Consider the following 17,862-nt stretch of genomic DNA (forward strand, 5'->3'; position numbering starts at 1 on the left):
GAAAGAGGCGCAATACTCCATCAGCAAGTCAGAACAGGTATGAAAGCCTTAAGTCACCACCATAGGTTTGTTCATTCTCACCCAATAGCGCGCCAACCGAGAGTTTCAGAGTTGTCTGCTTGCCAATCCGGCCTGCAATGCGTGCCTTTAGCTCAAGGAACTGATCGTCATAATTCGATGTCGACCTGAAGGTCCCCGCAGTTGCGGCGTGATCAACTGCCGAGACGTCGCTTTCAAAGTCATCGCCAAAAATGCCCAGGTAACCAACGCCAAAGCGCATATCCATCGGGCCGTTTTTGGTTTCAATATCCCATCCGAATTCGACACCTGGGTTTATCGAGTACTTGGTTGTCGATGAAGAACCAACATCAAGACTGAACGGCAGCGATCCACCGATTTCGCTCCCATCTTGTCCTACCCACGTCACACCAAGGTCGAAGTAAGGTTCGATGAAAGAGCCACCAGACCGTTCAAAGAGCTGCGAAACACGCCCATGTAGCGCCAGCCAGCTATTGGAGATATCGTTTTCAGTCGGGGACACGCTGAACCTGTCCAGACTATTTCGACTCAGGCTATAGTCACCCCGTCCACCTGACAGCGAAAGCGCATAGGTACGGTTTTTGTTTTCGCGTTTGAGGACCGCACCAACGTTGTATCTGTCGCCATCGCCAGAAGAAATTGATGTGCTGTAGCTCACGCCCTCGTAGGACAATGCACCGCCCAAGAACCACCCATCCGAGACCTCAATCTGAGCACCCCCTGCGATACTCCAAGTGTTTTCATCAAATGAAAGATCGCCATTGTCTGCGTCCGCATTTCGCGTCAGGCCACCGAAAGAAAACCATGAACAAGTTCCCTCATGCGAATAGGAAATCTGCCCGTCTTCATTTGCTTCTGGGCAAGACATCAGACGCTCTGAAAATCGGTATGAGCTTCGCAATGACGCGTCCGACAAACGTAAGATATCTGCACTTGCGACATGCTCGTAAATCTCGACCACTTCTTCAACTGTTTCGACCGCAAGCAACGGGAAAACGAATGCATCCACATTTGAAAACTCATCGCTGCCCGACGCTACAGCCGTGTTTCGTGCGTCTGCCAGTCTACCCAGGTATCCTGCAACGGAATTTAGGTTTGGATTGGAGGCATAAACGCTGGACTGAGAACTCGTAGTATCTCGGATATCATTCACCCCAGAACTTGTCGGCTCAGACTCCCAGGCCGCATAGTTAACATCATAATTTAGCGACAGAATATCTTCCCCATTGCTGGTAGTCTTTGCCAAACCATACGTGACAATTGCGGTGTCCCAAACGGTCAGATCGCTTGTTTCTACTGTAGTTGCTCCATGGACAATCTCAATGCTTCCTGTCGCGCTATTGATAGGCAAATGATCAACCGGGTTGGCCACGACAGTCCCTGCAAGGGTCGCCGGGCCATCTTGGATCGAAATCAAATCGCCAGAGTTGCTGTCAAAGTCGAAGTCAACCCAAAGAGATCCCGTATCAGATTGTGTGATTGAACCGGTTAACTGAGTGGTGGCCACATCGCCCAGCGTTCCTCCCACGCTACCGATTGACCCGGCTGACATAGTGCCGTCGTTGGTCAATTGTGATGTGCTTGTCCCTAGGTCAAAAACAATTCCAAGACCAAGCGATGCGTCCTCATAGTTGTTAAACGCATTCTCGGTGGCCGAGCCGTTTCCTTTGGTTGCAACCAGCGATACTGAGCCCTCCCAGATGCCGTAGTTGTCTACAGTCATTTCACCATCATGGTTTTTCAAGGCATAGCCGTATGTAACGCCCTCTAAGGAAAATGCTTCTGACCGCTTTATGGTGCCGTGGTTGACAAGACTGTTGTCACTGTTCCCCATTCCCCAGAGAATGGCTTCTGTCGTGTCTTCGCTGGCGGTGATCGATCCCCCCTCGTTGACCGTTAACGAGATCGCACCATCGCCATCATAGCCATCGCTTTGCAAAAATACGCCTCGGCCATCCGCTCCGGTCGCGGTGATATCGCTGTTCACGATCAAGGCCACATCACCTGCAGTCTGACCACCAGCGGAGCCGGCATCAACATCCGCTCCGCTGACACTTTGAGCAAAAACTCCCACAGCACCGGCACCCGAGACCGAGATGGGTGCATTCACCGTGACATTCACATCACCGCCTGCACCATTGTCTGCTCCACCACCGGCCCAAGATATGGCTTCGCTTTCAGCATCGGTAATCAAGCCGCCCCAGCTTGACGCACCGCCACCACCGCCAATCGATTGAGCCCATACGCCATGTCCGCGAATGCCGGTCGTGGATATCCCCCCGGACCCGTCGCTTGCATTTCCGATTGTAACGTCAACTTCACCGCCGTTGCCACCGTCACCCGCGACCAAAGCTGTCCCCACCGCAATGCCAACGTTCAGATCAACACCAAATTCACCGGTCAACGCACGCGCAACAGCGCCTGCGCGACCGCCTCCGCCGCCTACGGACTGAGCAAAGACGCCCATTGCATCAATTCCTGTGGTAGCGATGTAACCTGGCGACTCTACATTAACCTTATGGCCATTTCCGCCATTTCCTCCGGTTCCACCAACCGCGAACTCACCAATACTACCCGCACCCGTCGACGCGGTGCCGCCATTGCCGCCGCCTCCGCCGATGGATTGCGCAAGGATTGCGTCTGCCGCAAATCCTGCGGTCGAGATCGAACCGGAATTGGTGACAGTAACGGCGTCACCATCACCGCCGCTTTCCCCTTGGCCACCAACTATCGCGGAAACGGATCTGAAAGAACGTACGTTGCTAAAGCCTTGACCTGCTGCTGCCGAGATATACCCCAGAACTTCGTCAGCCGTAGCATCTGGCAGCACATATTCAAGGCCCAGCGAACCGCCGCCGCCATTACCGCCACCGCCGCCAATGGACTGTGCAAAGATGCCGTAGCTTTCAGTGCCCTCTGTCTCGATTGTTGCAGCGTTGTCTACGACAACTGCACCACCATCGCCGCCATTGGATCCATTGCCACCGATCTCGACATTGGCTGATGCAGAATAGGTTGTTTTGGGTGAGTCCTCATCGGTTGAGGAGGCACAGGTGACCGAGCTTGGCAGGAAAAACTTGTCGAAGGTACAAGCCCCTACAACACTTTGGTTGTAACCCGAAACGGAGCCTCCGTCACCGCCCCCACCCCCAACGGATTGCGCGAAAATACCGTAAGAAATGCGGTCCGCCACCTTGCTACCGTTATCGTCATACTCTTCGTAACCCACTTTGATGTTGCCGGTATTGTTGACCGTTACATCACCGCCATGGTTGCCACTTCCTCCTTTGCCACCGACCGAGATCCCAACATTGACACTACCCGTCTTGTCGGTCGTGCCTTGTTGGCTGGATGTATAGTCGAAAATGGCTGTCCCCGCGTTTCCAGCGCGACCGCCTCCGCCACCGACAGATTGGGCATAAAGGCCGTGCGACTCTACACCATTTGTTGTCACGGCGGCCGAATTCGTTACAGACACGTCACCTGCTGTTCCGCCACCTGCACCCGACCCACCTACGGCGGCTTCAAAGTTTGCGCTACTGCTCTCGGCCATTTGGATCGCAGCGGCAACAGCGTTCCCGCCATAACCGCCGTCACCACCAATTGACATTGCCATGATCCCGTCAGAATAAGCGCCAGCGGTGACAATCGAGATCGTGTTTTCAACGCTCACATTATCGCCAACGCCGCCTGATCCACCGTTCCCACCAACTGTGACATCGGCTTGCATTCCAGCATCAGAGCTAAGCGTGAGTGCACCCGAATAGGACGAGCCACCAAAACCACCGTTTCCACCAACACTCGAGGCAAGAATACCCCGTGAGGCGTAGCCGTAGGTCTTGATCTGGTTCAACGAGTTTACCGTAGATGTTGAAGTTGCGACCGTCACGGTACCTGAAGAACCGCCGCCACCACCGGCGCCGCCAATAGTAACACCGGTTTGCGCTGAGTATTCTCCCGCACTCAGGCTACCTGCGGCGGAAAACGCACCATGACCACCGCTGCCACCAAGGCTCATAGCCATGATTGCATCCGCATAGTCACCTGAAGTTAGCACCTGGCCCGACTGTTCAACCGAGACGTCGCCGCCGGTTCCGCCGCCGCCACCTTCACCACCAACTGTAACCTGAGCCTGTCCCATCGAGGATGTCGTGCCCGAGATCGCGGCAGTAGCGCTACCGCCGCCGCCGCCAACGCTCATAGCCTTGACAGCAGTTGCATGATCTCCTGCAGTCTGCACGAGGTTGTCCGTGGAGACAGAGACACTTCCAGCCGTGTGGCCCCCGCCTCCATTTCCTGAGACTGATACTGTGGCTGCGCCGGTCGATGTACCGTCTCCTGCGATCGAGATACCGCCGCTGCCCCCGCTGCCGCCAACCGACTTAGCCAGGATTCCAATGGAGTTGTCTCCAGCTGTAGAGACTGTGCTGGCTATTCCCAAAGTCACATCCGCAGCATCGCCACTGCCGCCACCTGTTCCTCCAACCGCAAGGTTCACTGCACCCGAGCTTGTCAACGATCCTGCAATTGTCATCGAACCGTGGCCGCCACCGCCACCGATTGATTGCGCGTTGATCCCGATTGCAGAACTTCCTTCTGTGCTAACCGCAGTAGTATCATCCATTGAAACCGAAACACTGCCAGCATCGCCACCGGCCCCACCGGCTCCGCCGATGGACAGATCTGCATCAGCTGTCGACGAGCCAGTTGCTGCAACAACGAGCGCCGCATTGCCGCCATTGCCGCCAACACTTTGTGCGAAAACACCGTCCGAGGCGTCGCCCGTGGATGAAATTGCAGCTGTTCCAGTGATATCCACAGAAACCGTGTCAGCAGATCCACCACTACCCGCGGCGCGTCCAACCGCAGCCGAGAGGCTAATGTCCGAAACGGCATTGGCATCAATCGAGATGCCGGACGACCCACCACCGCCGCCTACCGACTGTGCCTTTATGCCAGTGGAGTTGTCTCCGGACGTGGCCACATTTCCGGCACTACTCACCGTCACAGCGCTGGCGTCACCGCCGGTTCCGCCTTCACCGCCAATGGACGTACTGGCCGCAATGTTCGAGGAATTTGCAGAAGAAATGGACATTCCACCAGTGCCGCCGCCACCGCCGACGGATTGGGCATGGATACCTGCAGAATGATCTCCCGCAGTTGTCACGCTTGTCATGGCCGACGCACCATTCGCCCCGGTAAAGGACACCGCAGCCCCGTCACCACCGGCCGAGGCATCGCCGCCGGCACCAACGGACATATCAATCACTGCACCTGCGCTGGCCGAAATACCGTATCCGCCATCTCCGCCGCCACCGCCAATGGATTGCATGTAAATCCCAGTGGAGTGGTCACCCTGGGTTTCAACCGCACCCGTTCCCGTGCCGACAACGGTGATGGCCCCGCCATCGCCTCCAGCTCCGCCATTGCCACCAATCGCAGAGGAAAATTCAGCACCGACCGAGATCGAATTCGACCCTGATCCGCCACCACCGCCGGCACTCTGCAAAAAGATCCCGTCGGAATCCTCGCCTTCGGTAGAGATAGTCGCTCCACCGGATGACCCCACAGCCATGTTTAGGGTGGCATTAATGGTACCACCATCGCCACCGTCGCCGCCGGTACCGCCAATTGAGGTCATTCCGCTGGTAGAATGGCCTCGACCACCGCCACCGCCGATTGTCTGGGCGTGCAAAGCATCAGAATATTCACCTTTGGTGCCGATCGTTCCGTTAAGATCGATAGTAACCGCGCCGCCGTCACCGGCGGAACCCGCATCGCCGCCAATGGCGACAAGTCCGGTTGAAGATCCCGATGCCCCACCAGAGCCGCCCTGGCTTTGCAGGACAATCGCATCCGCATTGTCACCATTGGTATTTACGGCACCACGACCGGTGAAGGACACCGTTCCACCATCACCGCCAGCTGATCCATCGCCACCTAACGCGACAATCCCGTCGGCAGAACCGCCGATGCCACCTCCGCCACCAACCGACTGAACATAAGCAGCAACGCCATAGTCAGAATTCGTTCCAATGTTGGTCTCATCATAAAGGGTCAAACTCGCCCCCGCAGATGCCCCTCCTGCCTGCCCGCTGGCTCCATAAGTGTCTAGGCCAGAGCTTGAGCCGCCTACCCCACCAAGCCCGCCGACAGATTGCAAGACCAAACCATAGACGTCGCTGTTCTCGGAACCAGCACCTAGAAATCCGTTGAAAGCCAGGCTGACATTGCCGGCACCGCCGCCGCCGCCGCCGCCGCCGGATTTCCCATTCGACAATCCGCCGCTGCCATCGCCCCCATCGCCTCCACTACCACCCAATGATTGCAATACAATTACTGGTTGATGATAGTTTTGAACTACGTTGCCGCTATTGCTTAGATCAACGATGACATCTCCGCCGACGCCGCCCTCGGCTCCGTCGCCTCCGCTGGCCTTGTAACCATTGCTTCCATCGCCACCAGACCCACCGTGCCCGGCCTGCGACTTAAATGTAAAAGTCGGATCAGCGGAACCGTGATCATTCCATTTGATATACCCTTGGCTTGCATCGAAATTGATATCACCGCCATCGCCACCGGTTCCACCATTTCCGGCTTTGCTATCATCCAGATCACCATTTGCATTGCCACCATGACCACCCTCGCCGCCGATGGACGAAAAGTTCACAAAGGTCTGCTCACCATCTTGCTGGTTGTTCAAGTAATTGTAGAGCGTGAAATCGATGTCGGCACCGGCCCCACCGACGCCGCCCTTACCGCCGGTTGCGGTCTTAATCCCGCTAAGGCCTTCACCGCCATGGCCGCCTTCACCACCTTGGCCAGTCACCGACAAAAGCAGAATATTGGCATCAACGCCTGCTGTTTCTCCAATGCTGAGCGTTATCGATTCAGCACTGCCCCCGGCTCCACCCTCGCCGCCATGACCGTTACCTAAATCAGACTTTCCCGAACCGCCTTCTCCACCATCTCCGCCATAGGTCCCAAGGGTAACGTCATTGCCCGACATGAGACCAGAATCCCAATACAACAAAACCGGGCCACCGGCTCCACCGTCGCGCCCATCGCCCCCTTCATGACTTGAGGTCGAGGTGTCGCTGCCATTGTCGTTTCCGCTGTGCCCTTTACCACCTGAGCTGGTAGAGTAGACGACGCTCCCGGTCACTTGTATGCCGTACGTCTCGTCACCGTTTTGACCGTCAACGACGATCTCGAGTTCGCGACCGCTCGTACTGTCGTCAGAGTGGTTCTCACCTTCTTTGCCTGTGGACGTAAACCAGAGGCCATAGTTCACACTGTCTGATTCATTGGTCAGGAAATCCGTCTGCTGATCCATATGAATACCGTAGTAGTCACCGCCCGCCGTATCGGATCCGTCCGTATCTTCCTCGGCGAACGAAGTGAGATCACCTTGACACCGCCAGGTGGTCACATCGGATTCGAAGTAGCATTCATCTGCCAGCGCCTGCGACCAACCAAAAACCGTGAACATCACAACCAAGGATGAGGATGTTCCGGACATGACAAAAGCATGCGAAATCGTAGAGATCGGTTTCATTATACGTACCCGGTTTGTTTTTGTTCAGGGCGAACTTCAGTTCACTCCGTTTGATCCAAGACCTAGCAATTCAATCCGGGTCGTTCATTGTCAGTGCGTCTCAGTCTTCAACTGAGCAAATAGCCTCGATCATTACGTCAAAAGCGGCAGTAGTTTTCTGGATCTTGTTGTTTGGACAACCCTTGATCTGCCATCTGGCAGGTCGTCGATATGGACTACAACAGAACTGCTGTAGCTCAACTTAGCCCGCGGAATGCAAGACAGCTCCTTGGTCAGAGCACGGAGCTGGACGGATCCACCTGCAATTTGTCGCTCATGTTCCCGAGAAACACACATGTCAATCCAGTCTATGTTTTCGCCATATTTGAAACAAACTCTAGAAATACTCATTTAGGTGTATGTTGAGTTTAAGTGCTGACCTATGGTTGTGTCCTGATATCGAGGAATGGCACGGGAGTATTGATCCAAACCATGCCACCGACGCCGGGACACAAAACAAAGACACGCTGGCTTATGTCGAATTCAACACCGAGCAGAGTGAGCTTTGTTGTATCGGTTAGCTATGATGGAGCATTGGTAAGCAAGTGACCAGCACAGGAAAACCTGCCCAAGAGGGCCATGACCCACTTCCAATGTTAACGATGACTTCTTCGTGCCCACTGGAAGAACAAATGGATTTCGCGTTGGACACCAATCGCGAGGGATTTGATGTTGATTTGGCAACAGATCTCGAGCGAGTGAGTATCGACCAAAAGATGTGGTTCGCAGACAGTTTTGCCCTTTCCGCCGGAACGTGGAACGGCCTTGCCTTTGCTCGCATTCCAAACAAGCATTCACTGAATGACGTTTTCGCGATTGAGATCCTGTATTCAGGGGTCGAGCACTGCAATACTTCTGGCAACCGATCAGAATTCAAAACTTCGACGACCCACATGCATTCGGGTAGTGAGTATCGAGATACCTTGGAAGATGCGACTACAGCGGGCCTCTACCTCCCAATTGAAACTGTCGGGTTTGATCCTTCTAAACACACAGAGCACCTGTCTCATTCATTGGGTACATCAATAGGCGCGCTCGTTGGAACCGCCTTACAGAATGTAGTCCAACGCATGCCTTATATGCCTGCAAATGACGTGCCTGACGCTATTGAAGAAGTAACAGATCTGGTCCGCGACCTTATTCTGGCCAATCGAAAAGACGTCAATCGGGGCAATGTTTCACGCGCCCGTAGGCTGGCGATTGACGCTTATATTGACGAACACATCTTTGACACGACGCTGAACGCCAACATGCTTTCAAGCCAATTCGCGGTATCCCGCGCCAGCCTGTACCGCCTATTCGAGGCTGACGGCGGTGTAGAGGCCTATATCATAAAGCGACGTTTGCACCGCACTTTGTTGACACTCAAGCGCACGGCATCCAAACGCGGAGCCGTACGCCGGGTATCGGAAAGCTTCGGCTTTTATGATGCCGGGAACTTTACACGTGCTTTCAAAAACGAATTTGGCTTTAAGCCATCCGAAGTTCTCGGCACCGGTGAGATCCAAGTCACCAATCTGGTATAGTTGATACTGGGCAGAAACGAACCAGGGCAAGGCATGGTGCAACGCGCTAGCTGTCTGAGAAACTTGGGTTCTAAGACGCTGGGAACTTCAATCGTGCATTTCGGGACCCGTTTCGATTGAATCCATCAGGTATTCTAGGTGCACCCCCTAAATCGTCAGCTCCAATCAGATTTGATTGACCCACTTTGGGACCGCATCGCCTTTGTCCTGCGGATTTGCACCACAAATGCGGCCGCAAACCTGAGCAGAGACTAGGCTTCACGGTTTCCTCAACAGTGATGCGGCATTTGATTTAGCCGATTTATGAAGAATCAGATTGAGACGTGGAGACAGTGATCTGCCGCATTCGAGCCGTATTATTTTTACACGCTCAAGGTGTAAATAAGTGCGCACACTATTTTCTGTTAACGATTTCAGCGGCTTAAAAACCGCAAACTTGTCAGTCGAATACTGAATTGTCAATTGTTTTGGCAGGTGAAGGCGTTTGCGTTGATTCAGCATTCTACGCAGTGCGAATTCGCAGTTGGAATTGAAAGAATGGCTGCCCGTATCACCTGAAACTGCCGGAAATAAATTCGGGATAATCCCCGAGTGTATTTCTAGCGACATGGCAATTCCTGGTTGCAAATTAAGTAGTTAGGGATCGGAACTTTGAAGAATATCATCACAAATATCACACCCGCATATCAGTCATCATATCTGCTGCGGGGCGGGCGTATGACAAAACACAAGGGACAGGTTGCCAGTTTTGCACCGACCCTTGGGCGATTGGGCAGACATGTCGCAACGGTCGCTTTTGGGGCAGCTTTGGCCAGCTCAGGCGGCTTAGCAACGGCCGGCAGTTGTATCGACACCGGACCCGCTGGAAATTATGTCTGTTCCGGTCCCGGAGACCCATCAAACGACGGGACTATCCGCATCGTATCTGGCGGGCCTTTGACGGTTTCCACCAGCCCTGGGTTCGGTCACAGCGTTACAAACAATACGGGCATTGACCTGAGAGGTAATGGCGTGAGTTTCACCGATACCTATGGGTCTACTATCTCAGGCGCGGGGATGGTCTACAATGGCCTAATAGTTGGGACCGCGACTAACTCTACAGGCGATCTAGTGGTGAATTCAAACGGCACAATCCGTGGCGACGCCGCCGGTGTCGCAGCGTTTCAGCTCGGCAGCGGAGGAGTATCCCTGAATTTAGAAGATGTAGTGGGACTAAATTCTTCAGGGATCACCTCAAAGCTCTCTAGCAAGAGTTCAAAGGATCAAATCATCCGTTCAACAGGCGTGATCACGGGTACCGTTGAAGGTATCTCTGCAATTCATGATGGCACTGGGTCGACCACGATAGATGTGCAGGATGTTAACACCCGTATCAACAATTTTGGTTGGGGGATACGCGCGACCGCAAGCAACGCGGGCGCCAAGGATATGACCATAGTTGCCAATGGCACAATTCGTGCCGGAGGAAACGGGATAGAGGCCGAAAATCGCGGTGGTGGTGAAATAGTGATTTCAGCAGCCAACATAATATCTGGGGCCGGCCGTGGAATAACCGCCACTCACTACGGGGCAGACATGTCGATTGCCGCAACTGGTACAATTGAGAGTGCGCTTACTGGAATTGATGCACAGCACAATGGCACCGGGACCTTGGCGATCACGGTTCTGGGTTCGATCGATAGCCAAAATGGGGCAGGAATAGCTGCTGATACCTCAGCCGGACAATTGACCACAATCGACATTTTGAGTGGTGCGATGGTTGTTTCTCGCTCAGGTCAGGCGATCACGAACAATGAAGGCGACAGCCGGGTGACGGTTGAGAAAGGATCTATCGTTCTTGGCGATATTCTGTTGGGCGGCGGCCGGGACGAGCTGACGATTGAAGGGGCTGCGGATATCAGCGCACCCTCGGGCATTGATGGCGGCGACGGCACCGAAGATCACCTGACCTTGTTGGGGGTATCGGGCCGATTTGATTTCGATCCGTTTATGAACTGGGAACACCTGACGCTAAGCAATGATTCCGATTTGGGGATAGACTCAGCCTTCGCCAATCAGTTTGACACGATTGAGATTGACAGTGGTGCGATTATGAATGTGTTGCCCGGATCGGTCATTGAGAGTGATCTGACTGTCCAGGCAACAGGCAACCTACGGGCACAAGCAGGATATGTAACACGGTATGCTTTGGCGGGCAGTGTTTTAAACAACGGGTTGATCTCGGTTTCTGACACCATTGCCGGCGATGAGCTGATCTTTGATCAGAATCTGTCAGGCAGCGGCACAATTGAACTGGATGTGAATTTTATCAATGGCGCAAACGATTTCGTACGTGTGGACGGTGACAGCGCAGGGACCAGTCAGGGCTTAGGGGTACAAAAGATAGGCAGCGGTAATGGTCGCTTACAGGAGTTCACGCTTGTCCGAGTGTCAGGTTCCAGCACCGAAACCGATTTTCGCCTGGTTGGTGCGGATTTCGTCACAAACACCGGTGCGCAGGCGATCAGCGATGGCGCGGTATCCTACGTTCTGGAATATGACGCAGCGGCCGGAGCATTCGTTCTGACACCATTTACCCGTCCGGGAACGCCTGGGGGCGTGACCGGAAATCCTGGTGGGGATTTTCTGGCTGCAAGCGCCCAGCAAGCCAGTGACCACATGGCCTTTTCAAGTGCATTGCAGCGTGTTCAGGTTGCAACACAAAGCGGCGGCACTGAAGCGACTACGTTCAGTCGCTCGCTTAACAAGCTGACATCGACCACACGACCTTTGGTCTGGGTTCAGGCCGAAGGACAGCGTGACCACTACGAAACCGGTGGCCGGGATGTAACAACCAACAGTGGCGGCTTGCGATTTGGCACAGGCCTGCCATTGGGCGAAGTTGCAGGTGGGCAAGTCTTTGGCGGGCTTGAGTTTGGTGTAAGCAGCCTATCAACCGATGTAAGCACTTCTTTGACCAGTGCCGATGTCTCGACCGATGCTTATGATGCAACGCTCAGCGCACTTTGGGTTGCGGATAGTCTGCTCTATTTCGATGGCCAGCTTCGCTATGGGTATTTTGATAGCACCACGCGCCCCAACGGGGGCGAGTCTGTGGACACCGACAGCAGCGGGTACGGAATATCTGTCGAGGTCGGTAAACCATTTGCGATGCAAAACGGGCTGACGCTGGTTCCGCAGTTTCAGCTCATGTACAGCAATATCGACATGGACGATGTTGCGGATCTGGCAGGCGGCGGTCAAACCGGCTCATTGGCAGATGGTGATACGCTAACAGCACGGTTCGGGCTGCGTGCAGAGCGCGCTTTCGCTGATAACTCAGTTCTCTATGGTCAGATCGACTATTATCACGCATTCGACGATGAAACCTCGGTAACCTTCGGCCAGAACACGGTTCTGACAGATCGTGGCCAAAACACCGTCGCGCTGGCACTTGGCGGCAATATCGAACTGTCGAGCCGAACGCGCTTGTTTGGCGAAATCACCGCCGAAACCGGACTGGGCGGCAGCTCTGACGACTATGCCTTTGGCGGAAACATCGGCTTCGAGTTCAGGTTCTGAAAACTGGCTAGTCAGTCCTGCTCACCACAACAAACCTAAACAGCAACTGAATAGGGGCGATCAATACGCAGATGAGGTTCTTCATGCCGTAAGGCTATCGTTTCAATCTATGCCTTCTCCCCTCCTGCATTGATGTGAAACGCCCAACCGCAACGCGCGTGGACCCGCATTTTTTGACGCACCCTTAGCGGGCCTTCATTCCGATCCCTGGCTCGCTAAACTTCCGCCGCAGCTTACACCAGCTGCGGCGGCTTTTTTCTCGACAGTGTTTGAGAAAAGCGAATGCCCAGAAGCTCTAGAGAGAAGCTGGGCGCAAAGGGCTACACCTTTGAAACAAGATCGGCACGCAACGTGAAACCCTTTGGTTAACACCAACAGGAAGAGCGAGAAATCTACGGCACGGAAAAGATTGATACGCTCAGACAACGATCTCACGCTCAGATCTTGCTACTTTGAGTTCCAGCGTGATCGCAATTCTGCGGTCATGGACCCAAGGCTGATCGCCTCGAGTTTTGGTGATTTGGCTACTAGCAAGGTAGAGCAGAGAGAACTGGTGAATTGCTGCACTCAATTGTTTCCAACATAGAGCGGAAAAAGAGGTGCCGGGTACCTGCTCGTTGCGGTTATCGAGGCTTCTTGGGTTATATATCTTTTTCGTTTTGCGCGCTTTTTGTAGTTGCAATTGGTTCGAGTCGGATGCGTTGCCCTGACGCCACTGGCCTAGCGCATGAATGCGCCGAAAAGCTGGCAGTTAGACTCAGCCCTTCCGTCTCACTCCCAACAAAGACCGAGGAGCTAACGCTCGACGTTGCACCTACGACATCGAGCGCGACTGTTGAATTGTCTGCTTTGAGCTACGAAAGTGAACACTTCCCAAGAATGGTGATTTCCCCGCGAGATAAAACCTCTTTAGATTTTGATACGGCGAACAGCGCGGCGGGAACAGCGCAAGGCTTCAATAGCCAACACTTCAATATGCAAAGCGACATCAGCTACGATGATTCATCTAGCAGGCCGACACAGTATTCCGGCATTGGAATGGGAACAGCTGGCAGCTTGTACAATTCAACTAACGCTGAATATGACATAGGAGAAGCTGGCGGAGTTGGGGGCGTTGGGGGTGAACCGACTAACAACTTTGGCGGAGGCGGCAATGAAACTACCTTCATTAGAATTCATCACGGAACTGTTGGTGACACTGCACTGGATGCTGAAGCACCCAGCGAATTGATCAAGACGCGCACTCGCCTTAGCGGCAGTTGACTTATTTGGGTTCCGCTTGCGTCGAGTGCGTCCAAACTCAGCGACCGCTTCCGATCCGACAACGTCGGTCATAGTTAGATCACTCAAACCGGCAAAAATAGCTGTACTCAAGAGTATAGGGTTTCATGCCAAGGCTGAATGGAACTGCAGGTAGTGACGACATTGAGGTCACAAACGATAGCGGCACGCTAAACGGCAATCCAGTTGGGTCACCGATCGACAATGTTCGTGGCCGGGCTGGTGATGATCAAATTGTAGTAACAAATAGCACCATCGCGAATACTGGCCAGGGCAATACTGGCAATGTGGTGGGCAATGCTGGAAACGATACCATCATCGTCTCTAACAGTGTCATCGGCGGCCGAATTGCCAGTGGTGCAGATGATGATACGGTCGAAGTAAGTGGCTCGACCGTCCAATCTATTCAACTGGGGGGCGGTGACGACACACTGACTGTACGCAACACTACGATCAACGGAGCCGTAGTAGGCGGCGGCGGCAATGACACTTTGATCCTGCCCGAAGGTACCATTGTAGATGATAATTTTTTGGGTACTTTTATCGTTCAGGCCGGGGTCACTTATCCTCTGAACGGCGGGACCTTTTTGCTCCCGTCATCGGGGTTTCGAGTGCCTTATTCAGCATTCGAAAGCGCTGCTGGATTCCCGTGTTTTACCTATGACACACTGATTGCAACAGATCAGGGCCTTTGTAAGATCCAGAACGTTCGGTCCGGAGATCTGGTTCGAACGGTTAGTAACGGGGCGCAGCCTGTACGTTGGACCGGGCGGCGGGCATTCACGACTGATCATCTCGATAGCGATCCCAAACTACGCCCTGTGCGTATCTTGGCAGGCGCTCTTGGGCAGGGAATGCCAAACCGCGATCTGCTGGTATCTCGACAGCACCGAATGCTGGTTCAATCAAAAATTGCACAGCGCATGTTCGGGACACCCGAAGTTCTTATTCCAGCGATCAAACTGACTTCACTGCCAGGTATCTTCGTTGATCACGAGGTTCAGTCGGTGGAGTATTTCCATCTTTTGTTTGACAAGCACGAAATTATCTATGCCGAGGGCGCTCCGACTGAGAGCCTGTACACCGGGCCTGAGGCATTGAAATCGCTCAGTACCGCCGCGCGGCGTGAAATATTTAAGATATTCCCGGAACTGGCGGATCATGATCATAGCCCCGACCCTGCACGGCTGATCCCTCGAGGCAAGCAGCAGGCACGGCTGGTTTCGCGCCACTTAAAGAACGATAAACCTCTGTTGTATGCGCCGTTTGGGACGGCCTAGGGGGTGGCTGCATCAGAAATAGCATCCAACATGGTCTATCTGTCCGAGCTTATCGACGTCGTGTTCAAATCGGTTGCCCTGCGCCAATCGCTGTGGCGACGAGGCTTGGTTGGCGAAATTGGTAGTGACATCTTAAGGGCGCGCGTACCGGCCCATAGCGGACCTTCGTTTATCATATCGTATGCTGCACTTGCACCATCCAGAAGCAGCCGTTCGCCTTAGCCTCTGCGCATTAGACTTGATTTGTTCCAACCGCGTTAGAAAGGCTCGCATCGGTCACCGGTTTCTCGACGAACACGGCATCTTCGGTCTGCAGGTCGCGAAGGGAGGATTTTCCACTGATAAGGATCCGCCCGGCCTCTGGCGCAAGTCCGCGTGCGCGCGCCAGAACATCAAGGCCGCTCAACGCTCCGCCCAGATCGAAGTCGCTGACGACAAGATTAAATCTGCCCGTTTGCAGGGCCTTAATGGCTTCTTCAGCGGCAGCGCAAGTGTGGGCATCGTATCCCAAAGTCTCCAAGACTTTCCTAGTCACCGCACGATCTGTTTCACAATCATCCACCAGTAACGCTGATTTTCGGGCAATTGTTGGCGCGGCGCCCCTCTGATCGATGGCAATCGGCATCGTAAGGGAGACCCTTGTGCCTGTGCCCACCTGGCTGTCGATCTCAAGCTTGCCACCACTTTGGTTGATAAACCCATACACAATCGACAAGCCAAGGCCGGTTCCACCCAATCCTGCCCGCGTCGTGAAAAACGGCTGAATGGCCTTGCGCCGGACGTTATCCGTCATGCCGGATCCCGTATCCGTGATGGCGACCTCAGCATAGCCATCGTCCTGTTCCGTAAGGCTGATGCGAATTTCTCCTGTTTCAGCAATCGCATTGTTGGCGTTGAGGACAAGGTTGAAAACAGCAGATTCTAGTTGGCCGGGATCAGCCCGCACACGCAACGGCATGTCAGAAAGAAAAAGTTTCAGCCGTACGCCGGGTTTCATGCTGATTTCCACGAGGTCTACCATGCCTTCAATCAACGCATTGAGATCAACAATTTCCGGTGACAGCGGTTGCTTGCGCGCGAAGGCCAAAAGCCGCTCTGTCAGGGATGTCCCATATTCCAGCGCATTCTCAATCGCCGAGAGGTTGTCGGCGTTGTCCGTAACTTGCTTTTCAAGGAGATGCGCATGGGTTCTGATCGTCGCCAGAATGTTTGAAAAGTCATGAGCGGTATCGCCCGCAAGTTTCCCCAACAACTCAATCCGGTCAATTTGCTCAACCCGGTCGGCCATCTGACGCTGCTCGGTGACATCCGATATGAGCCATACCCGACCCTCTTCTGGCAAACGACTTGCGCGCACTTCGAGGATTTGACCATCTGTTGATGTGAGCAGCATGTGGCCACGGTGCCGGACGCTCAAATCCGCGTCCTTGGCGGAAGCACCGAAATCGGACTGATAAATCCAATCCACGAGGGACCCCTTGATGTGACTGACTGACAGAATCCGACTAAACGCGGGGTTAGAGGCTGTCAGCTTGCCCGTGTGATCCGTAATCGCCAGCCCGTCGGTGATATTTGCAAAGACCTTCTCGAACAGGGCATTCCGTCGGTCCAGCAAGCGGTTCGAGCGGTCAAGACGAAGGGCATTGGCGCGAAAACTGCGGAACGACCGAAACAGGTCGGCAATCTCGTCATTACCCGCAAGCCTGCGTGGCAAAACACTGCTGCGATCGCCATTGGCAAGCCGCACCATGGCTTCCGACACACGCCCGACGTTGTAGGCGACATAACGCGACACATAGAGTGCTGAGAGCAGCGCCAGACCCAGGGCCGCAAGGCTGACAATGGCAACAAAAAACCGGGTGAATTGGATCGTGTTGGACGAAGAGGAACGTTCTTCGGTCAACAGACCCTCAGCGCGCTTGGCAAAGTTCAAGGCCAATTCGTTGACGCCATTGGCGTCTCGGCGAATGCGAAACAGAGCGTTTTGGGCATCCAGACCAAGCCCCAACTCGGTTTTTCGCATTTCAAAAATACCAACATCGCCGTAGACCAGCGCGTCGAGGCCCGCCAGATATTGTGCCTGTTCATTGGTTCGATTGGCCGAGCGCACCAGCTGGCCCTGGCGCTGATAATGGCGTTGTTCTTCACCCACGCCAATGAGATTGCCCGCATAGGCGGCATTCAGGGCATCCGCATTCATGCTTTGCAACGTCCACCATGTCAGGCGCTCATTGGTTGCAGAACGTTGATTTTCGATCCGCAGCGTGACCTCTTCTCTCAATGTACTGAGGTCTGCGATGCGCGCGCGTACGAGGGTTTGCACTTGGTCAAGCGCTTGAGACGCCTCAACCAAATCGCGTACGCCAGTTTCCATTGCATGGGTAAGAGCGATCAGCGCCGTTCGCTCATCATCTGATGCGGACGTCTCAGGCCATTCGTCGCGCACGCTTGCCAACACATCAAGAAGGGCCGCACCTTCTTGTTGGATCAGAAAATTGGACCTTTGATTGAGCAGATAGGGCGCCGATGTCGCCAAATCCGAGGACCGTTTTGACAGGTCAATCGCCCGCGCCACCTG

The 17,862-nt window shown here is 54.2% G+C and carries 7 protein-coding genes; 5 read left to right on the forward strand and 2 right to left on the reverse strand.

Going from position 1 to position 17,862, the window contains the following annotated elements; all coding sequences use genetic code 11:
* Positions 1-28: 28 nt before the first annotated feature.
* Positions 29-7,597: a hypothetical protein gene (locus ACR0EL_RS17525; RefSeq protein WP_480501356.1), complete on the reverse strand. Its 7,569-nt coding sequence runs from the start codon at positions 7,595-7,597 to the stop codon at positions 29-31.
* A 671-nt stretch (positions 7,598-8,268) separates the two neighbouring features.
* Between ACR0EL_RS17525 and ACR0EL_RS17530 the strand changes: the two genes are divergently transcribed.
* The 4 genes from ACR0EL_RS17530 (at position 8,269) to ACR0EL_RS17545 (ending at position 15,284) form a co-directional block, all read left to right on the forward strand.
* A complete protein-coding gene (locus ACR0EL_RS17530; RefSeq protein ID WP_480501357.1) occupies positions 8,269-9,162 on the forward strand; it encodes a helix-turn-helix domain-containing protein in 894 nt (297 codons plus the stop codon).
* A 1,011-nt stretch (positions 9,163-10,173) separates the two neighbouring features.
* A complete protein-coding gene (locus ACR0EL_RS17535) occupies positions 10,174-12,723 on the forward strand; it encodes an autotransporter outer membrane beta-barrel domain-containing protein (RefSeq protein WP_480501358.1) in 2,550 nt (849 codons plus the stop codon).
* 849 nt (positions 12,724-13,572) lie between these two features.
* Complete coding sequence (locus tag ACR0EL_RS17540; RefSeq protein ID WP_480501359.1) at positions 13,573-13,986, forward strand: hypothetical protein; 414 nt, start codon at positions 13,573-13,575, stop codon at positions 13,984-13,986.
* 125 nt (positions 13,987-14,111) lie between these two features.
* Entirely contained in the window at positions 14,112-15,284 is a 1,173-nt protein-coding gene (locus ACR0EL_RS17545) for a Hint domain-containing protein (RefSeq protein ID WP_480501360.1), read from the forward strand.
* Positions 15,285-15,516: 232 nt separating this feature from the next.
* Here the strand turns inward: ACR0EL_RS17545 and ACR0EL_RS17550 are convergent, their stop codons facing one another.
* Positions 15,517-17,187 carry a sensor histidine kinase gene (locus ACR0EL_RS17550; protein WP_480501361.1) on the reverse strand — a complete coding sequence of 557 codons (1,671 nt, stop codon included), beginning with the start codon at positions 17,185-17,187 and terminating at the stop codon, positions 15,517-15,519.
* 81 nt (positions 17,188-17,268) lie between these two features.
* Here ACR0EL_RS17550 and ACR0EL_RS17555 point away from each other — a divergent pair, with 81 nt between their 5' ends.
* Positions 17,269-17,700: a hypothetical protein gene (locus ACR0EL_RS17555; RefSeq protein WP_480501362.1), complete on the forward strand. Its 432-nt coding sequence runs from the start codon at positions 17,269-17,271 to the stop codon at positions 17,698-17,700.
* Positions 17,701-17,862 lie beyond the last annotated feature (162 nt).

It is taken from the genome of Ruegeria sp. AH12 (assembly GCF_056541465.1).